This is a genomic window from Achromobacter sp. 77, assembly GCF_020541125.1.
In the GTDB taxonomy this organism is placed as follows: Bacteria; Pseudomonadota; Gammaproteobacteria; order Burkholderiales; family Burkholderiaceae_B; genus Achromobacter; species Achromobacter mucicolens.
The window spans coordinates 2,347,720-2,364,760 of the sequence record NZ_CP059848.1 but is presented as its reverse complement, the minus strand read 5'-3'; the positions used below and the strand labels follow the sequence as shown (position 1 = coordinate 2,364,760).

The window sequence follows — 17,041 nt, the reverse complement described above, 5'->3', positions numbered from 1 at the left end:
AGGGCTTGCACTCAGGGCGACGAACATCGGGCTTGGGCCCGATGTCTTCTGCTGGACTGCGGGGCTATTTGCCCTGCGGCGCCAGACCGGCCGGTTCTCCCGGACCCGGAATGTAGATGGTTTGCACCTCGGGGGCCACGGCCGGTTGGGCCCAGTCCTGAGTGATCTCAGGCGCAGGGGCCGGTCCCAACAATTTCTGGCGTTCCCAGGGTTCCAGCAGAATATTGGTGCTGTCGACGAGCCGCATCAGCCGGCCATCGGGGCCGAACTGCAGCAGCGCTTCCTTGCGGCTGTACAGGCCGTCGGCGACAAAGGTGATTTTGTGGGACCAGAGCATCAGCACCGTGCCGTCGCTCTGTTTGAATTGTTGGGCAGGCGGAGCGGTCAGCGCGCGCGCGACCTCTTCCACCGTCGTCTGACCGGGCGTCAGGGTCGACAGCTTGCTCGGATCGAAGTTATGACCCGTCGCCGCGCAACCCGCGACAAAGGCCGCAATCGCGGCCGCTGCCAGAAGATGTAGATAACCTCGCATACCCTGCCTATTTGCCGGTCTACCCGGCGTCAGAAAGATTCCCAATCGTCGTCCGAAGGCGCCTGCCGCCGGCTTGCGGCCGGTGCGGATGCGGGCTTCGGGTCGGTCTTCGCGGCGGGCGCGGAGCGCGTCGCCGCCGGTCTGCGCGGCGGCCGCGCCGCCGAGGCGCCTGCGGCCGGCTCGGACTTGGTGGCCGTGCTGTGCGCGAGCCGCACCGCGGCGGGCCTGGCTGCCGGCGCGGCGGGCGCCGGCTCGGGCGCCCGCGCGGGTGTCCCGGCAGCCGCCGGCGCCGCCACGCGGGCGGCCGGCCGATGCTGTTGGGCCAACTGGCGCGCCGGCACTTCGATGACTTCGCCCGCATTGATCTTGAACACGGCCACTGCTTCGGCCAGGCGCTGGGCCTGATCCTGCAGCGAACCCGCGGCGGCCGCGGCCTCTTCCACCAGCGCCGCGTTCTGCTGCGTCACTTCGTCCATCTGCGACACCGCGCGGTTCACCTGGTCGATGCCGCCGGATTGTTCCTCGGACGCCGCCGAGATCTCGCCCATGATGTCCGTCACGCGTTTCACCGAAGCCACGATCTCCTGCATCGTCGCGCCGGCGCGTTCCACCTGCTGCGAACCGGCGCCCACCTTGGAGACCGAGTCCTCGATCAGACCCTTGATTTCTTTGGCGGCCTGCGCGCTGCGCTGCGCCAGCGAGCGCACCTCGCCCGCCACCACCGCAAAACCCTTGCCCTGCTCGCCGGCCCGGGCCGCTTCCACGGCGGCGTTCAGCGCCAGGATGTTGGTCTGGAACGCGATGCCGTCGATGACCGACACGATCTCCGAGATCTTGCGCGAACTGGCCGAAATGCCTTCCATGGTGCTGACCACTTCCGCCACCGCCGAACCGCCGCGCTCGGCCACGTCCGATGCGCTGGCCGCCAGCTGGTTGGCCTGGCGGGCGTTGTCGGCATTCTGCTTGACGGTCGACGCCAGCTGCTCCATCGATGCGGCGGTCTCTTCCAGGGAGGCCGCCTGCTCTTCCGTGCGGCTGGACAGATCCGTGTTGCCGGCCGAGATCTCGCGCGAACCGACGTTGATCTCGTCCACGCCGCGGCGCACCGCGGAAACGGTCCGCGCCAGGCTTTCCTGCATGCGCTTGACTGCCGCCATCAGCGCGCCGACCTCGTTCGTGGAATTGACATCCACCCGCACGGTCAGGTCGCCGGCGGCGATCTTGTCGAAGCTCTCGCCCACGGCGCGCAGCGGACGCAGCACGACGCGGTTCATGAAAAGGAACGCGCCCAGCGACACGGCCAGGATCAGCAGTGCCAGGGCGATGTACACGTAGGTCATCGTCGACGCATGCGCGCGCGACGTCTGCAACATCTCTTGGCTGTACTTGTTGATGTTCGCGGAGAAGTCGGTGAGTTGCTTGAAGAACGCGCCGCTGGCGGCGCCCGCCTTGGTGTTCTTGAGCGACAGGTAGGTCGCGGCATCGCCCTTGTCCAGCGCGGCCATCATGCTTTCCAGCGACTCGGCAAAGCCGTTGAACGCGGAAACCAACTGGCCTTCCGACGCGCGGCCGACCTCGGTGGTCTTCGGAATCGCCTTGAAGGTCTCCATCTTCTTCTTGGAGTCCGCGATCAGCTGCTGGACGATGCGCGAGTTCTCGGCGGCGCCGCTCGTGTCGCCAGCGGCGCGTTGCGCGGCGGCAATGTCGGCGCGCACGGTCGCGCGCAGCATCTGGGTGTACGAATCCTTGATCAGATTGCTCTGCTGCACGCTCAGAGAATCCAAGGCGTCGATCGCCCGGGTATTGGACTGCATGCTGTTCCAACCCAGGACAATGGCAACGAGCGCGGCCAGGGCAACTGCCAACTGGGCCAGCATCAATCCGGTGCGCACCTTCAGATTGCTAAACATTTCCGTAGTTCCGGTAGCCGTCCCGGCGGCGCTTTCGTGGCCGCCGGGCCGTAAAAGGGGTTTTCCTCTACTGCCTGTTCAATGCACTGACGCCCACTACAACCGTCAGAAAGATTCCCAATCGTCGTCCGAGGGCGGCGGACGGCGCGTGGCGGGCTTGGGCGCGGCTGCCGGCGCGTCCGCGGCATCCGCTGCGCGCGCTGCCGGCCGGCGCAGCGGGCGCGCGGCGGTCGCGCCCGCCGGCTTGGGCCGGGCCACTTGCGTCAAACGGGGCGCGGGCGCCGCCTTAGGCGCAGGCGCGGGCTCGGCCTGCGCGGCCGGCTTGGCGGGTTCTTCCTGCGCGGGCTTGGGCGCGGCCATCAGCGGCGCGCTGCGTTGCTGCGCCAACTGGCGGGCGGGCACTTCGATCACTTCGCCGGCGTTGATCTTGAACACGGACACCGCTTCGGCCAGGCGCTGGGCCTGCTCCTGCAGCGAGCCGGCGGCGGCCGCGGCCTCTTCCACCAGCGCCGCATTCTGCTGCGTCACTTCATCCATCTGCGAGACCGCGCGGTTCACCTGGTCGATGCCGCTGGACTGTTCTTCGGACGCTGCCGAGATCTCGCCCATGATGTCCGTCACGCGCTTCACCGACGCCACGATTTCCTGCATCGTGGAACCGGCGCGTTCGACCTGCTGCGAACCGGCGCCCACCTTGGTCACGGAGTCTTCGATCAGGCCCTTGATTTCCTTGGCGGCCTGGGCGCTGCGCTGCGCCAGCGAGCGCACTTCGCCCGCCACCACCGCAAAGCCCTTGCCCTGCTCACCCGCGCGGGCCGCTTCCACGGCGGCGTTCAGCGCCAGGATGTTGGTCTGGAACGCAATGCCGTCGATGACCGACACGATCTCCGAGATCTTGCGCGAGCTGGCGGAGATCTCCTGCATCGTGTTGACCACCTCCGACACCGCCGAACCGCCGCGCTCGGCCACGTCCGACGCGCTGGCGGCCAGTTGGTTGGCCTGGCGGGCATTGTCCGCGTTCTGCTTGACGGTCGAGGCCAGCTCTTCCATCGAGGCGGCGGTCTCTTCCAGCGAAGCGGCCTGCTGCTCCGTGCGGCTGGACAGGTCGGTGTTGCCCGCGGAAATTTCACGCGCGCCCAGGTTGATCTCTTCGACACCGCGGCGCACCGAGGCCACCGTGCGCGTCAGGCTTTCCTGCATGCGCTTGATGGCGCCGAACAGGTGGCCGATTTCGTTGGTGCTGCGCACTTCGATGCGGCCCGTGAAATCGCCGGCCGAAATCTTCTCGAAATGGTCGCCGGCTTCATGCAACGGACGCAGGACGGTGCGGCTGATGAAAATCCAGCAGCCCAGCGCCAGAACCAGGGCGATGGCCAGCATCACGATGGTCACGGTGCGGGAAATGTTGTGATCGGCTTCCGCCTGCGCGATGAGCTCGTCGGTGCGCGTGTCCGTGAACTGCAGCACGTTGTCCACGGCCGTGCGGAACGCGGTGTTGGCAGCCCCGCCGGCGTCGTTCAGGTCCAGGTAGTCTTGAATGGCCAGATTCTTCAGCGCGGCGGCCTGGCGGCGGTAGACGTCATCGAACTGCTTGTAGGCGGCGTCCAGCTTGGCCACGATCTCTTCGGAACCCGCCATGCGCGGCGCCTTGCGGAAGGCATCGAACAACTTCAAGCCATCGGCCATGAGGCCGTCGGCGCGCTGGGCCTGCGAGGTCGACTGTTCGGTCTTGCCCTGCTGCATGTCCATCAGCGAGTTGGCAAGCAGCAGGCGTCCGCGCAGGAACGTGCTGTAGGCGCGCTGCAGTTGCGCCGCCTGGTTGGCATAGGCTTCGTTGACCTGTGCCAGCTTGTCGCTGCCGGAGTTCAACCCCATCCACGCCACCCCGTTCGAAATGAACATGGCGCCCGTGAAGAGCAACAGCACCAGAATGATACAAGTGCGAACTTTCAAATTTCCAAGCATGAAATATCCGAGCGTTAAGCAACGAAGAACGACACAACCCACCCTATACGCACTACGGACGCCCCGGCCCTTGGCCGGCAGCGTCCGAAAAGTGCGCCTGTCGCGGTGCGGACACGCCGCGCCGCGCCGAAACCTACCGCATCACTTGCGGCTGAACAGGCTGGAACCCTGAATGGTCATGAAAGCAGCCGAAGCCGCCTGCAAGGCCACCTGGCGCAGCGCGAGCTGGCTGGCGCCCGCGTAGTAGTCCAGGTCTTCCAGATCCGACAGCGACTTCGAGTACGACAGGCCCTTCTGCGTGCCGGTGGCGTCCAGCGCCTCCAGCTCGTTCAGGCGGGCGCCCACCGACGCGCCCACGGTCAGGACGTTGTCGTAGTTGGTCGCGAGTTTCTTGTTCGCCGTCGCCAGTTCGTTGTTCAGACGCGCCAGCGCCTTTTCATCGCCCGCGATGGGCGAATCCAGGACCTTGATGAGGTTGTCCAGGGTGTTGAACAGATCCACATCGGCCGATTGGATGCTCTCGACATCGATCACGTCGCCATTTTGCGGCGTGCCTTTGACCACCACGGCGACGCCGCCGAAGTCGATGCTGGCGCCTTCCTTGTATTCCGTGGGACCGGCCGGCGGCGCGGGCGTGATCACCGGCGGCACGGGCGGGGTGGCGGACGGGTCGGTCGTGATGACGCGATAGCCCATGTTGCCCGTGGCGGGGTCCGATTCGAACTGCAGGCTGAAATTCTTGCCGATGTTGGGGCTGCCCGGCGTGACCGAGACCGTGCTGAACTGCGCGGTGCCGCCGTTGGCCGGCGATGCCGTGCTTACGTACGCGGTCGAACCCGGATTGGCGCGATTGAAGACGTCGCTGCCCAGGTCGCTGGTGGACAACTGGCGCGACTGGTCGACCTGCACGGTGCGCTCGCCGGTGGCGCCGCTGTAGACGATCTTGCCGGTCGCGTCCTGGGCGTAAGGCACCACGCTGCCTTCATAGCCCGAGAACAGGTACTGGCCGTTGCCGTCGGTGCTGTTGGCAAGGCCCAGCAGCGCGTCGCGGGCGCTCTTGAGCGCCGTGGACAGCGCCTGGCGGTCGCTGTCGGCAAATGTGCCGTTACCGGCCTGCACGACGCGCGTGCGCACGTCCTGCAGCGCGGTGGTGATCGAGTCCAGGACGTTGGCTTCCTGGCCGAGATTGGTCTTGGCCGTGTTGCGGTTCAGGCCGTACGTCGTGTTCATGCTCTGCGTCTGCGCGACGCCGATCGACAGGGAAGCCGCCAGCGGATCGTCCGCGGGGGTGAGGAACTTGCGGCCGCTGCCAACCTGTTCCACCAGGCGATTCATGTCGGATTCCTGGGCGAGAACGCCGCTCAGGCCGTTCGTGTACATCATCGTGGTGCTCAGACGCATGGTGCAGCTCCGAAATGCTTTCTAGTATTCACAGTCAACGTTCTGATCAGCCGCGCAGGCCCAACAGCGTGTCAAAAATGGTGCTCGCCACATCGATGATGCGGGCGCTGGCCTGGTATTGCTCCTGGTACAGCGACAGGCTTACGTATTCTTCGTTCAGGTTCACGCCCGACACCGCCTGCTGCGCGGCCGTCGTCTGCTTGATCAGGTTGACCTGCGCCGTGGCGGCGGTCTTGATCTGCTGCGTCTGCACGCCGACCGTGTTCACGACCTGCGCAAACATGTCGTTGATGCTCATCGTGCCGTGGCTCAGCACCTTGCTGGTCTGCAGCTGCGCCAGCTTCAAGGCATTCTTGCCGTTGGCGTCGCCGCCATCCAGATCCGCCGCGGCAACCTTGTCGGGATCGGTGATCAGCACGTTGATGTCGCGGGCCGCGTTACGCGTGGGCGACAGCGACCATTTGTCGCCGGCCTGGGGCGGCGCATTGATGGTCAGCGTCACGCCCATCTCGCTTTCGAGATTCAGCGTGGCGGTGGGCGGCGTGCCGGTGGCCGGGCCGTTGTAGACCTGCGAGCCTTCCGGCATGCGCACGACCTGGTAATTGGTGCCGTCGAACGAGATCTCGTAGTCCTTGGCATTGACGTTTGCCAGGTCGGTGAATTCGCCCGAGATCTGCGCGTTGCTCTTGTTTGCCGTATTGGGCACGCTCTGCGGCGAACCGATACTGAAGAAGTCCGTGCCCGGATTGCCGCCCTGGTCCAGACCTTGCTTGTGCTGCTCGTTGAACGACAGCGCCAGGCCGACGGCCATCTGGCCAAGCTGGTTCTGCATGACGTCCAGCGACGAGGCGCGGAACTGCAACAGGCCGCCCAGCTTGCCGCCGGAGATTTCGGTGTCGTTCATCTCGACCGCGATGGTCTTGCCGGTGCCCGCGGGCAGCGTGTAGGCAATGACCGTGCGGCCCGCGTCCGAAGCGGACGGCACGGCCTGCAGCGGGTAGAGGGTGTTGCCCGACAGCAGCGACTGCCCGCCCTTCGTGAGCGAGATGCTGATCTTGTCGCCCTGCTCGTAGGTCGTGATGCCGATAAGCTGGTTCAGTTCCATGACGGCCTGGTCGCGCTGGTCGAGCAGGTCGTTGGGGGGGCTGCCGCCGGCCTTGCCGGCCGCCAGCGAGATCTGCTGGTTCAGGTCGTCGATGCGGGTCAGGTAGCTGTTGACCTGGTCGACCGTGGTGCTGATCTGCGAGTTCAGGCCTTCACGCTGCTTCTGCATTTCCGAGTAGGCCGAGCGGATCTGCGTCGTCAGGCTGTTGGCCTGGCCGAGCAGGTCGGCGCGCGCGGCGGGATCCGCCGGCTTGCTGGCCACCGTGTTCATGCTGGTGAAGAAATTGGTCAGACCCGGGGCGATGCCCACGGTGCGGTCGGAGAACAGGTTGTTGATCTGCGAAACCTGATCAAGCTGCGCCTGGAGCTGGGCGCCGCTGCCGTTCGCGCCGACGAGCTGCTTGTACAGGAAGCTGTCGTAGCTGCGCACGACGGTGTCGACCTGGACGCCGCGGCCGATGTAGCCGTTGGCGGTCGCCTGGGCGCCCGCGGTCGAGGTCATGACGCGCTGGCGGTTGTAGCCGACCGTGGTGGCATTGTTGATGTTGTGGCCGGTGGTCGCCAGGCCCGCTTGCGCCGCGTTCAACCCGCCCAGTGCCGTTTTGTACAAATTCATGCTGACAATGCCCCGTATGTAACCGCAGCTGTTATCTCTGGATACCCCGTTTACGGCAGGAGCTCACCCAAATTTAGAGTCCTTCCAGCATCCGGCGCGAATTTTCCACGTTGGATGCCGCGCCCCGCAGCTGGCCCATGATGCCGATAAGCTTCTGGGCGTAACGCGGGTCCGTCGCGTAACCGGCGTCCTGGATCCGGCGCGCCGCCTCGATCTCGTTGCGGGCCGTCGTCACGCTTTCGTAGCGCGGGCTGTTGCCGATCAGGCGGGCGTAGTCGGCGAAGGATTCCTCGTACGACGCGTAGGCCCGGAACGGCTGCGTCACCTTGCGGGCAACGCCGTCTTCGTATTCGGTGGTCAGCACATTGACGACCTTGCCCTTCCAGCTTGGACCGGCCTTGATGCCGAACAGGTTGAAGCTGGTGCTGCCGTCGGCGTGCTTGATCTCGCGCTTGCCCCAGCCGGATTCCAGGGCCGCCTGGCCCATGATGAGGCGGGCCGGCACGCCGCTTTGCTGCGACGCCAGGTTGGCCGCGCGCGACATCTTGGAGACAAAATCGACCACATGCCCGGGCGCGCCTTCCGCCGCGGCCAGCGCACGGTCAGCCGGACGGTTGTTGCGCATCACGTTCAGCAACGCGGACACTTCACGCGATCCGCCCGTCTGGAAGTCCAGGTCGCCGCCCTGCCCGATGCGCTTGATCGCTTCGTCGGACATCTCGCCGGGCGTGCCCTGCTGCATCTGCGCCAGGATGGCCTGCGACAGGCCGATGCCGGGCGAGGCCAGGTGCAGCGCCAGTTGCTCATCCGCCATGGATTGCAGCATCTGCGTCTGCTGGGAATCGAACAGCCCCTCTTTCGGCGTGGCCTCGCGCATGCGCTTGACCATCATCTGCAGGAACAGCGCCTCGAACTGTTTGGCGACCTGTTTTTGCTGCTCGGTGCCGGCGGGGTCTTTCTTGACGTCGCGCTTCAGGTCCGACAGGCGGCCCATGTCGAAGACCGAGTCCTGCCGGTTGCTGGCGCCTGCCGCGTCGTTGGTGTAAGCCATGTCCGTCAGATGATTTCAAGTTCGGCGCGCAGCGCGCCCGCGCTCTTCATCGCCTGCAGGATGGCCAGCAGGTCCTGCGGCGTGGCGCCCAGGGCGTTCAGGCCCTTGACCACGTCGGCCAGGTTGGCGCTGGTGCTGACGCGCTGCAGCGAACCGTTGTCCTGGCGCACTTCGATCTGGGTATTGGGCACCACCACCGTCTGGCCTTGCGTGAACGGCGTGTCCGGCTGGACCACTTCGTTCTGGCGGTTGATGATGACCGACAGGTTGCCGTGCGCGACGGCGGCCTCTTCGATCATGACCGTGCGGTTCATGACGACCGATCCCGTACGAGCGTTGATGATGACCTTGGCGACCGTGGGCGCGCGGGTGACCTGCAGGTCTTCCATCTGCGACAGGAAGCGGGCTTGCGAGCCCTGCTCCATGGGCGTGCGCACCTGGATCACGCGGCCGTCCAGCGCGGTGGCCGTGCCCTGCCCGAACCTGCGGTTCAGGGCGGTGGCCACGTTCTGCGCCGTGCCGAAGTCGGTGTTGTTCAATTCAACGTGCACGTAGCCGTCGCGCGTGAACGTGGTGGGCACGCCGCGCTCGACGATGGCGCCCGCGCTGATGCGGCCGCCGTTCAGCTGGTTGATCTGCACGCTGGAGCCGCCCGCGGAGGCGCCCGCGCCGCCGACCAGGATGTTGCCCTGGGCAATGGCGTAGACCTGGCTGTCCGCGCCCTTGAGCGGCGTCATCAGCAGCGTGCCGCCGCGCAGGCTCTTGGCGTTGCCCATCGAGGACACCACCACGTCCAGCGTCTGGCCGGGCCGCGCAAACGCCGGCAAGGTGGTCGTGACCATGACGGCCGCCACGTTCTTCAACTGCATGTTGCTGCCGGCGGGCACCGTGATGCCCAGCTGCGACAGCATGTTCGTCAGGCTCTGCTGCGTGAACGGCGTCTGGCGCACCTGGTCGCCGCTGCCGTCCAGGCCCACGACCAGGCCGTAGCCGATCAGCTGGTTGCCGCGCACGCCCTGGATGCTTGCCAGATCCTTGAGCCGTTCGGCGTGCGCCGCGCCGGCGCCCGCGGCCAGGCCGACGGCCACGCACACCCGCGCCAACAGGGACAGCAAGGTGGATATCGGAGTCGGTTGTTTCATGATTTAGAACGGCGAGGCGATCAGGAAAAAGCGTTGCAGCCAGCCCATGGTCTGGACTTCGTCCATGACGCCCTTGCTGCGGTATTCGATGCGCGCATCGGCCACTTGCGTGGACGACACGGTGTTCGTGCCCGTGATGGAGCGCGGATCGACCACGCCGGCAAAGCGCACGTATTCGCTGCCGCGGTTGATGGCGATCTGCTTTTCGCCGGCAACCTGCAGGTTGCCATTGGACATCACGCCCACCACCGTGGTCGTGATGGTGCCGGTGAAGGCGTTGTTGGCGCTGCTGTCGCCCTTGCCCTGCGACACGTTGCCGCCGTTGGCTTCCGTATTCAGGTTGGCGTTCGCCCAGCTGTCCATGAAGGACGGCGCGGCGGCGATGCCCAGGGTGGCCGAGCCGGTGCGGTTGGTGTTCGTCGCCACGTTCTTGGACGCATTGGTGCGCTCGTTCAAGACGATGGTGACGATGTCGCCCACATTGCGCGGCCGGCGATCTTCGAACAACGGGTAATTGCCGTATGTCGTGGGCTGGTAGATCGAGCCCGTGGGCTGCGCCATCGGCATCGGCGGCGGCGGCGGCGCCGCCGTCGTCGGCCCGGTCACGATGGGCTCGGGCGGGATGATGGCGCAGCCAGCCGCCAGCAGAGCCAGCGCAGACGCAAATACCAGGCGCAGGACAGACATGGGCATCACAGTTGGGTCAGGCGGGCCAGCATTTCGTCCGACGTCTTGACGGCCTTGCTGTTCATTTCGTAGGCGCGTTGCGTCGTGATCATGTTGACCAGTTCCTCGGCGACGTTGACGTTGGAGGTCTCGACGTACTTTTGCATGATCGAGCCCGCGCCGTCCACACCGGGCTGAAGCAGGTTCGCCGGGCCCGACGAGTCGGTTTCCAGGTACAGGTTTTCGCCGATGCTTTGCAGGCCGGTCGGGTTGATGAAGGTTGCGATCTGCAACTGGCCGATCTGCACGTTCACGCCGGCCGCGCCGGGTTGCGTCACCGACACCATGCCGTCGTTGCCGATGGTGATGGACAGCGCGTTGTCCGGCACGTTGATCGGCGGCTGGATGACGTAGCCGCTGACGGTCACGAGCTGGCCGTTCTGGTCGCGCTGCAGGGCGCCGTCACGGGTGTAGGCCTGCGTGCCGTCGGGCAGTTCCACCGGCAGGAAGCCGCGGCCGTTGATGGCCACGTCCATTTCGCTGCCCGTGTTGTTCAGGTTGCCGGTCGAGTGGATGCGCTCGGTCGCGGCCACGCGTGCACCGGTGCCCAGCTGCAGGCCGGACGGCAGTTGCGTGGCGTCGCCCACCTGGGCGCCGGGCTGGCGCAGCGTCTGGTACATCAGGTCCTGGAACACGGCACGGCCGCGCTTGAACCCATTGGTGGAGACGTTGGCCAAGTTGTTGGAAATCACGTCCATGGAGGTCTGCTGACCTTCCAGGCCCGTCTTGGCGATCCACAGCGAACGCATCATGATGAGAAACTCCGGTGCCGCGGCTTGGCCGCGAACAAAATGTTTATTTAAATCAGGCGCTTACGGACAAAATGCCGTTGGCGCGTTCCGCATTGCGGTCCGACTGCTGAATCACCTGCATCTGCTGCTCGAAGCGGCGGGCGTTTTCGATCATGCCCACCATCGACGCCATCGGATTGGTGTTGCTGCCTTCCAGCACGCCCGACAACAGGCGCAGGCCGGGATCGGCAGGCAGCGGCGGCGCGGGCTGGCCATTGACCGGCGCCATGCGGAAGACACCGTCGTCGCCGTGCACCAGCTGCTTGTTGTCCGGATTGACGAGCTTGAGCCGGCCCAGGTTCAGGATGTTGTTCGGCGCGTCGCCGGCGCCCAGCGCCGTGATCGTGCCGTCGGACGTGATGGTCAGCGCGGCCTGGTCGGGCACGTCGATGGGACCGCCCTGGTCCGACAGGACCGGCTGGCCCAGCGACGTCTGCAACAGGCCGTTGATGCCCACCTGCAGGCTGCCGGCGCGCGTATAGGCTTCGCCCTGCGGGGTCTGCACCGCGATCCAGCCGGCTTCGCTGGACAGCGCCACGTCCAGGTCGCGGCCCGTGGTCTGCATGGTGCCCATCTGAAAGCTGTTGCCGGGCGTGGAGGCCACCGTCGAAACACGCGTAGGCAGGCTCACCCCGTCCGTCACCGGAACCGATCGGTACAGCGCGATCTGCTCGCGAAAGCCCGTCGTGTTCACGTTGGCCATATTGTTGGAGAGCGCGGCCTGGTGCTCCGTGATCCGCGCTGCGCCATTCATGGCGGTGTAGATGATTCGATCCATTGCCTATTCCGTGGGTGTCGTCGGTGTCGTCACTTGCCCAGCGGGCATTACTTCAGGTTCATCAGGACTTGCATGATTTCGTCCTGGGTCTTGATGGTCTGCGAATTGGCCTGATAGGTGCGCTGGGCGATGATCATGTTGACCAGCTCGCGGCTCATGTCCACGTTGGACGCTTCCGTTGCCTGACCCACCACCGTCGACATGCTGTTGGTGCCGGGCTGGCCCAGGATCGGCTGGCCGGAGGCCGACGTTTCCTTCCAGGCGTTGTTGCCCACGGGCTGCAGGCCCTGCAGGTTCGAGAAGTCGGCCAGGACCAGCGTGCCGACGACCTGGGTTTCGCCGTTGGTGTAGCTGGCGACCAGGCTGCCGTCGCTGCTGATGTTGATGCCGCTGAATTCGCCGGACGTGTAGCCGTCGGGCTTGGCGACCAGCTTGTAGTTGCTGCCGTATTGCGTCGTGCCGGTGTAGTTGACCGCGATGTTCAGCGGATCGGCCGGGGTGGCGGTGCCGCCAGGCTGGGCGAACGTCAGGTTCACGATCGGCGCGCTGGTCAGCGTGCCGGCGTTGTTGAACGTGAACTGCTGGGGGTTGCCCCACACGCCGCCGGCTTCCGTCGTGGGCGCCATGGCCTGGCCGTCCATCGTGTAGTACACGTCGTACACGCTGGTGCCGGCCGTGGCTTCACGCTTGACGAAGTACTGCATGACCTGGTGCGAGTTGCCCAGGGAGTCGAACACCGTCATGGGCGAGGCGTTCGTGTAGGTGCTGGAGATCTTCGGATCGAACGGCTTGCCGATTTCCGTGACGGCGGCGGTGTAGTCCACGAAGCCGGGGATGTCTTCCAGCGCGCCAGCGGTAACCTGACCCGTGCCGTCGATCGTGACGGTGTTGGGCGCCGTGCCGTACGTGTTGGCGGGCGGGTTGGCCGGGGTCCACGTCAGCGCGCCGCCGGCGGCCTTGGTGAACGTATAGGCGGTGCCGCCCAGCGTGACCGAGCCGGGAACGGCCGGCGACGTCACGGTGTCGACCTGGTAGATCACCTTGGCGTTGGCGTCCAGGTTGGCCACGGTGGTGGCGGTGCTGGTGGCCTGCGGCGCCACGTTGGCGGTCGGCAGTTGCAGTTCGACCGGGTTCGCGCCGATCGCGCCGGCCGGGTAGCCGGTCAGGCGATAGCCTTGGGCGTTCACGATGAAGTTGTTCTTGTCGACGAGGAATTCGCCGTTGCGCGTGTACATGACCGAGCCGCTCTGGTCGGTCACGCGGAACATGCCCTTGGCGCCGTCGATGGCGATGTCGTACTCGCCGCCGCCGCCCGTCACCGCGCCAACGGTGAAGCGCTGGTTGATGGCCGCGACCTTGACGCCCAAGCCCACGCGGGAGCTGGCGTAGACGTCAGCGAACGATGCGGTCGCCGACTTGAAGCCGACGGTGCCCGAGTTGGCGATGTTGTTGCCGATGACGTCCAGGTTCTGCGCAGCGGCGTTCAAGCCGCTCAATCCTTGTCCGAAGCCCATGTTTACTCTCGCTAATCTTTAGTGGAAAAGCCGCCGCCCGTGCGCCGGCACCGATTCATATCCGCCCGTTCAGGCGCCGATCACCTTGCGCACGTCCAGCATGCTGGTCTGGCCGTCCAGGCCAAGATCCAGTCGCAGGCCGTTGGTGGAGTACGCCACGCTCTTGACGTTGCCGTAGCTCAGCACTTCCGTATTCACCTTCGCGCCGTCCCCGTCGGTGGCCAGCACGGACACGTTGTAGGCGCCCGCTTCCAGCGCCACCCCGGCGTCGTTCTTGCCGTCCCATTCCAGCGTGTACACGCCGGTCTTCTGTTCGCCCAGCTCGATGGTGCGAACCACCGCGCCGTTCGAATCGGAAATGCGAACCTGCACCTTGGCGGCGTCGCCCTGCAGGTCCAGGCCGTAGGGCGTGACCACGCGGTCCGCCGGATTGGCGCTGTCCACGCCGACCTTGACCTTCGTGCCCGGGATCAGGACGCCCTTGCCGATCATCGACACGGCGTTCATCGACTGGGACACGTCGATCTGGCCGCTGATGGCCAGCATGGTGTTCTTCAGGTTGGTGATGCCTTCCACCGTGGAGATCTGCGCCAGTTGCGACGTCAGCTCCGCGTTCTGCATCGGGTTCAGCGGATCCTGGTTCTTGAGCTGCGTGACCAGCAGCTTCAGGAACTGGTCCTGCAGGCCCTGCGCGGTGCTCGCGCTGTTGGCGCCGGTTTGCGCCAGGCCCATGGCCGTGGTGCTCGTGGTTTGATCGACGGTGGTCATGGATAGACTCTGGCTGGAAATTAGGACTGGCCGATGGTGAGCGTCTTCTGCATCAACGCCTTGGCGGTGTTGAGCACTTCGACGTTGGCCTGGTAGGACCGCGATGCCGCGATCATGTTGACCGTTTCGGCCACCGGATCGACGTTGGGCATGCTGACGTAGCCCTGGGCGTCGGCCAGGGGATGCTTCGGGTCGTAGACCTGCTTGAGGGGCGACTGGTCCTGGACCACGCCGGCCACGCGCACGCCGCCGATCTCCTGGCCCAGCGCCTGACCCGCGGCGGGGTTGACCTGGAACACGACCTGGCGCGCACGATACGGCTGGCCGTCCGGGCCCACCACGCTGTCGGCGTTGGCCATGTTGCTGGCCGCCACGTTCATGCGCTGCGACTGCGCGCTCAGCGCCGAGCCGGCGATATCGAAAATGCTCAACAAGGACATTGCCTGTTGCTCCCTTTAAAGATCAATCCTGAATGGCGGTCTGCAGCCCGCGGATGCGGTTGGAGATGAGCTGCATCGTGCTCTGGTAATGCAGCGTGTTGTCGGCGAACTGCACGCGCTCGATGTCCATGTCCACCGTATTGCCGTCCATGCTGGGCTGGTACGGCAGGCGGTACAGCAGATCCGTCGGGCCCTGCGACACGGCCTTGGCCGGAATGTGGCGGGCGGAGGTCAGCTTGAGCGACGTGTCGGGCAGGCGCATCGTGCCTTCGATGGCGGCTTGCATCGCCGCCTTGAAGTCGATGTCGCGCGCCTTGTAGTTGGGCGTGTCGGCGTTGGCGATGTTCGAGGAAAGCACTTCCTGGCGCTGCGCGCGCAGTGCTAGAGCCTGCTGGTAGAACCGGAAATCTTCGTTGAGCCTGTCGAGCATCGTGGCGCCTTGAATACGTTGCAAATCAGATAAAGCGAGGGACACCGGACACACCGTTATCCCATTGGATGACGGCATCATAGGGGCCGGACTGGTAACACAATCAGCCAAATAACCCGTCATTTCTCATCCAATTCACGTATTGCCGAACGCCGCCCACTTCTACAATTCATCCATCATGAAAATCTCCGCACGACTCCTTCACGCGCGCGCAGGCCTGGCTGTCCTGCTTCTGGCCTCGGCGGGCGCCGCCCAGGCCCAGGCGGCGGCCACCCAGGCGCCGGAAGCGATCGTCATGGCGGCCCAGAACTATCTGCAGGAGCAGCTGGCCTCCCTGCCCGGCCAGGCGTCCATTGCCATCGACCCGCCGCGCACCGACCGGCTGGCGCCCTGCGACACCTTGTCCCCGTTTCTTCCGTCCGGCATGAAGCTGCGCTCGCGCATGACCGTCGGCGTGCGCTGCAATGCGGCCAAGGGCTGGACCGCCTACGTGCAGGCGACCGTCAGCGTGGCCGGCCACTATTACGTGGCCTCGCGCCTGATTGCCGCCGGCCAGGCCCTGACCCCGGCGGACCTGGACGCCCGCGAAGGCGATCTGGTCGCCCTGCCCCCCGGCGCCATCACCGACCCGCAGGCGGTGGCCGGCATGACCGCCGCGTTCCGCATCAACGCCGGCCAGCCCATCCGCAGCTCCTCGCTGCGCAACGCCCAGTCGGTGCAGCGCGGCACCAACGTGCGCATCAACGCGCGAGGCAAGGGATTCACGGTCAGCAGCGAGGGCGAAGCCCTGGAAAACGCCCCGCCCGGCGCGGTGGTCCAGGTCAAGACGGCGGGCGGTCAAGTGGTCAGCGGTATCGTCCGAAATGCCACCCTGGTGGAAATACAGCTCTAGATAATGTTACAAATCGCGTTGCGGCGGGTGTGTATATACCCTAAAGTTCCTTCGCCCCTTGTCGTTACAGAGACATAAGTAGGCGGATCCGTCGCAAACCGACCCAGGACGCCCTGCGGAGAAAACCTTGAAAATCAATTCGACCACCAACCGGCCCCTGGCGGCCGACGCCGTCGGTGCACGCGCCGAGTCCGCGGTCAGCCAGGCCTATGGCGCCGGCAGCGCCACCGGCTCGAGCAGCTCGCAAGTCGCGCTGAGTTCGGCGTCGCGCAAGATGCTGGCCCTGCAAGACGGCTCGAACGACATCAACGTCGAGCGCGTTGCCGCCATCCGCGCCGCGATCGCATCCGGGCAGCTCAAGATCGACACCGGCCGCATCGCCGACAGCCTGATCGCCAGCGCCCGCGACCTTCTGAAATAGCCTGCCCTTTCTTTATATAGAGCCGTCTGTCATGAGCCTCGTCGATTCCCTGCAATCCTGCATGAAGCAGGAAGACACCCTGATCTCCGAGTTCTCCTCGATCCTCGAGGAAGAAACCGAGGTCCTGGTCAGCCAGGGCAGCGTCGAGGCGCTGAACCAGATCACCGAACGCAAGCGCGGCATCGCGCAGCAATTGGTCGACCTGAGCCAGACCCGCGACAACCTGCTCACCGAAATCGGCCTGCCCACGGGCCATGTCGGCACCGAACAGGCCGCGGCGCAATATCCGCAGCTCTCCGGCGTCTGGCAGGCGCTCCTGTCCAAGTCGGCCTCCGCCAGCGAAATCAACATGCGCAATGGCGCCCTGATCGACGTGCACCTGCGCTATACCCAGCAGTCGCTGGACGCCCTGCGCAACGTCGGCGTCGGCAGCGCCTCGACCTACGACGCGCAAGGCCGCGGCGCCCGCAGCGCACCGGGCCGCCGGCCGATCGTGGCGGGCTGAACGCTTCAACCTCCCAATAGAAAACGGCGTGCCTGGCACGCCGCTTTTTTGTTTG

17 protein-coding genes are annotated in these 17,041 nt (G+C 65.7%); 3 read left to right on the top strand and 14 right to left on the bottom strand.

Features of this window, described 5'->3' with window-relative positions; all coding sequences use genetic code 11:
- Nucleotides 1–64: 64 nt before the first annotated feature.
- The 14 genes from H4P35_RS10840 to flgB all read right to left on the bottom strand — a co-directional run bounded on the left by H4P35_RS10840 (nucleotide 65) and on the right by flgB (nucleotide 15,168).
- On the bottom strand, nucleotides 65–532 hold the full coding sequence (locus H4P35_RS10840; RefSeq protein WP_226849460.1) for a hypothetical protein: 468 nt from the start codon (nucleotides 530–532) through the stop codon (nucleotides 65–67).
- A gap of 29 nt (nucleotides 533–561) precedes the next feature.
- Complete coding sequence (locus H4P35_RS10835; RefSeq protein ID WP_226849010.1) at nucleotides 562–2,442, bottom strand: methyl-accepting chemotaxis protein; 1,881 nt, start codon at nucleotides 2,440–2,442, stop codon at nucleotides 562–564.
- Nucleotides 2,443–2,547: 105 nt separating this feature from the next.
- Nucleotides 2,548–4,407, bottom strand: a complete 1,860-nt coding sequence (locus tag H4P35_RS10830; protein ID WP_226849008.1) for a methyl-accepting chemotaxis protein — start codon at nucleotides 4,405–4,407, stop codon at nucleotides 2,548–2,550.
- Nucleotides 4,408–4,548: 141 nt separating this feature from the next.
- A complete protein-coding gene (flgL, locus tag H4P35_RS10825; protein ID WP_062840922.1) occupies nucleotides 4,549–5,808 on the bottom strand; it encodes a flagellar hook-associated protein FlgL in 1,260 nt (419 codons plus the stop codon).
- A gap of 46 nt (nucleotides 5,809–5,854) precedes the next feature.
- A complete protein-coding gene (gene flgK, locus H4P35_RS10820; RefSeq protein ID WP_056316633.1) occupies nucleotides 5,855–7,528 on the bottom strand; it encodes a flagellar hook-associated protein FlgK in 1,674 nt (557 codons plus the stop codon).
- Nucleotides 7,529–7,601: 73 nt separating this feature from the next.
- Entirely contained in the window at nucleotides 7,602–8,579 is a 978-nt protein-coding gene (flgJ, locus tag H4P35_RS10815; RefSeq protein ID WP_226849006.1) for a flagellar assembly peptidoglycan hydrolase FlgJ, read from the bottom strand.
- A 5-nt stretch (nucleotides 8,580–8,584) separates the two neighbouring features.
- On the bottom strand, nucleotides 8,585–9,721 hold the full coding sequence (locus tag H4P35_RS10810) for a flagellar basal body P-ring protein FlgI (RefSeq protein WP_056316626.1): 1,137 nt from the start codon (nucleotides 9,719–9,721) through the stop codon (nucleotides 8,585–8,587).
- A gap of 3 nt (nucleotides 9,722–9,724) precedes the next feature.
- Nucleotides 9,725–10,414, bottom strand: coding sequence for a flagellar basal body L-ring protein FlgH (locus H4P35_RS10805; RefSeq protein ID WP_056316623.1), 690 nt, complete (start codon nucleotides 10,412–10,414; stop codon nucleotides 9,725–9,727).
- Nucleotides 10,414–11,199 carry a flagellar basal-body rod protein FlgG gene (gene flgG / locus H4P35_RS10800; protein ID WP_056316620.1) on the bottom strand — a complete coding sequence of 262 codons (786 nt, stop codon included), beginning with the start codon at nucleotides 11,197–11,199 and terminating at the stop codon, nucleotides 10,414–10,416. The genes H4P35_RS10805 and flgG overlap by 1 nt, the downstream gene beginning before the upstream one ends.
- Before the next feature lie 52 nt (nucleotides 11,200–11,251).
- Entirely contained in the window at nucleotides 11,252–12,016 is a 765-nt protein-coding gene (locus H4P35_RS10795; RefSeq protein WP_056316617.1) for a flagellar basal body rod protein FlgF, read from the bottom strand.
- A gap of 47 nt (nucleotides 12,017–12,063) precedes the next feature.
- Entirely contained in the window at nucleotides 12,064–13,530 is a 1,467-nt protein-coding gene (locus H4P35_RS10790; RefSeq protein WP_226849004.1) for a flagellar hook-basal body complex protein, read from the bottom strand.
- Between the two features lie 69 nt (nucleotides 13,531–13,599).
- On the bottom strand, nucleotides 13,600–14,298 hold the full coding sequence (locus H4P35_RS10785; protein WP_175157281.1) for a flagellar hook capping FlgD N-terminal domain-containing protein: 699 nt from the start codon (nucleotides 14,296–14,298) through the stop codon (nucleotides 13,600–13,602).
- Nucleotides 14,299–14,318: 20 nt separating this feature from the next.
- Nucleotides 14,319–14,738 carry a flagellar basal body rod protein FlgC gene (gene flgC, locus H4P35_RS10780; RefSeq protein ID WP_056316609.1) on the bottom strand — a complete coding sequence of 140 codons (420 nt, stop codon included), beginning with the start codon at nucleotides 14,736–14,738 and terminating at the stop codon, nucleotides 14,319–14,321.
- A gap of 22 nt (nucleotides 14,739–14,760) precedes the next feature.
- Nucleotides 14,761–15,168 carry a flagellar basal body rod protein FlgB gene (gene flgB / locus H4P35_RS10775; protein WP_056316606.1) on the bottom strand — a complete coding sequence of 136 codons (408 nt, stop codon included), beginning with the start codon at nucleotides 15,166–15,168 and terminating at the stop codon, nucleotides 14,761–14,763.
- A 178-nt stretch (nucleotides 15,169–15,346) separates the two neighbouring features.
- Here flgB and flgA point away from each other — a divergent pair, with 178 nt between their 5' ends.
- The 3 genes from flgA (at nucleotide 15,347) to H4P35_RS10760 (ending at nucleotide 16,986) form a co-directional block, all read left to right on the top strand.
- Nucleotides 15,347–16,060, top strand: coding sequence for a flagellar basal body P-ring formation chaperone FlgA (gene flgA / locus H4P35_RS10770; RefSeq protein ID WP_226849002.1), 714 nt, complete (start codon nucleotides 15,347–15,349; stop codon nucleotides 16,058–16,060).
- 127 nt (nucleotides 16,061–16,187) lie between these two features.
- Nucleotides 16,188–16,481: a flagellar biosynthesis anti-sigma factor FlgM gene (gene flgM / locus H4P35_RS10765; RefSeq protein WP_056316603.1), complete on the top strand. Its 294-nt coding sequence runs from the start codon at nucleotides 16,188–16,190 to the stop codon at nucleotides 16,479–16,481.
- Between the two features lie 31 nt (nucleotides 16,482–16,512).
- On the top strand, nucleotides 16,513–16,986 hold the full coding sequence (locus H4P35_RS10760) for a flagella synthesis protein FlgN (protein WP_152384172.1): 474 nt from the start codon (nucleotides 16,513–16,515) through the stop codon (nucleotides 16,984–16,986).
- Nucleotides 16,987–17,041: the final 55 nt, after the last annotated feature.

What these genes read in the sequence shown, in the direction of transcription:
- H4P35_RS10840 (WP_226849460.1), bottom strand. Translation starts at nt 532, where the DNA reads ATGCGAGGTTATCTACATCTTCTGGCAGCGGCCGCGATTGCGGCCTTT.
- H4P35_RS10835 (WP_226849010.1), bottom strand. Translation starts at nt 2,442, where the DNA reads ATGTTTAGCAATCTGAAGGTGCGCACCGGATTGATGCTGGCCCAGTTG.
- H4P35_RS10830 (WP_226849008.1), bottom strand. Translation starts at nt 4,407, where the DNA reads ATGCTTGGAAATTTGAAAGTTCGCACTTGTATCATTCTGGTGCTGTTG.
- flgL (WP_062840922.1), bottom strand. Translation starts at nt 5,808, where the DNA reads ATGCGTCTGAGCACCACGATGATGTACACGAACGGCCTGAGCGGCGTT.
- flgK (WP_056316633.1), bottom strand. Translation starts at nt 7,528, where the DNA reads ATGAATTTGTACAAAACGGCACTGGGCGGGTTGAACGCGGCGCAAGCG.
- flgJ (WP_226849006.1), bottom strand. Translation starts at nt 8,579, where the DNA reads ATGGCTTACACCAACGACGCGGCAGGCGCCAGCAACCGGCAGGACTCG.
- H4P35_RS10810 (WP_056316626.1), bottom strand. Translation starts at nt 9,721, where the DNA reads ATGAAACAACCGACTCCGATATCCACCTTGCTGTCCCTGTTGGCGCGG.
- H4P35_RS10805 (WP_056316623.1), bottom strand. Translation starts at nt 10,414, where the DNA reads ATGCCCATGTCTGTCCTGCGCCTGGTATTTGCGTCTGCGCTGGCTCTG.
- flgG (WP_056316620.1), bottom strand. Translation starts at nt 11,199, where the DNA reads ATGATGCGTTCGCTGTGGATCGCCAAGACGGGCCTGGAAGGTCAGCAG.
- H4P35_RS10795 (WP_056316617.1), bottom strand. Translation starts at nt 12,016, where the DNA reads ATGGATCGAATCATCTACACCGCCATGAATGGCGCAGCGCGGATCACG.
- H4P35_RS10790 (WP_226849004.1), bottom strand. Translation starts at nt 13,530, where the DNA reads ATGGGCTTCGGACAAGGATTGAGCGGCTTGAACGCCGCTGCGCAGAAC.
- H4P35_RS10785 (WP_175157281.1), bottom strand. Translation starts at nt 14,298, where the DNA reads ATGACCACCGTCGATCAAACCACGAGCACCACGGCCATGGGCCTGGCG.
- flgC (WP_056316609.1), bottom strand. Translation starts at nt 14,738, where the DNA reads ATGTCCTTGTTGAGCATTTTCGATATCGCCGGCTCGGCGCTGAGCGCG.
- flgB (WP_056316606.1), bottom strand. Translation starts at nt 15,168, where the DNA reads ATGCTCGACAGGCTCAACGAAGATTTCCGGTTCTACCAGCAGGCTCTA.
- flgA (WP_226849002.1), top strand. Translation starts at nt 15,347, where the DNA reads ATGAAAATCTCCGCACGACTCCTTCACGCGCGCGCAGGCCTGGCTGTC.
- H4P35_RS10760 (WP_152384172.1), top strand. Translation starts at nt 16,513, where the DNA reads ATGAGCCTCGTCGATTCCCTGCAATCCTGCATGAAGCAGGAAGACACC.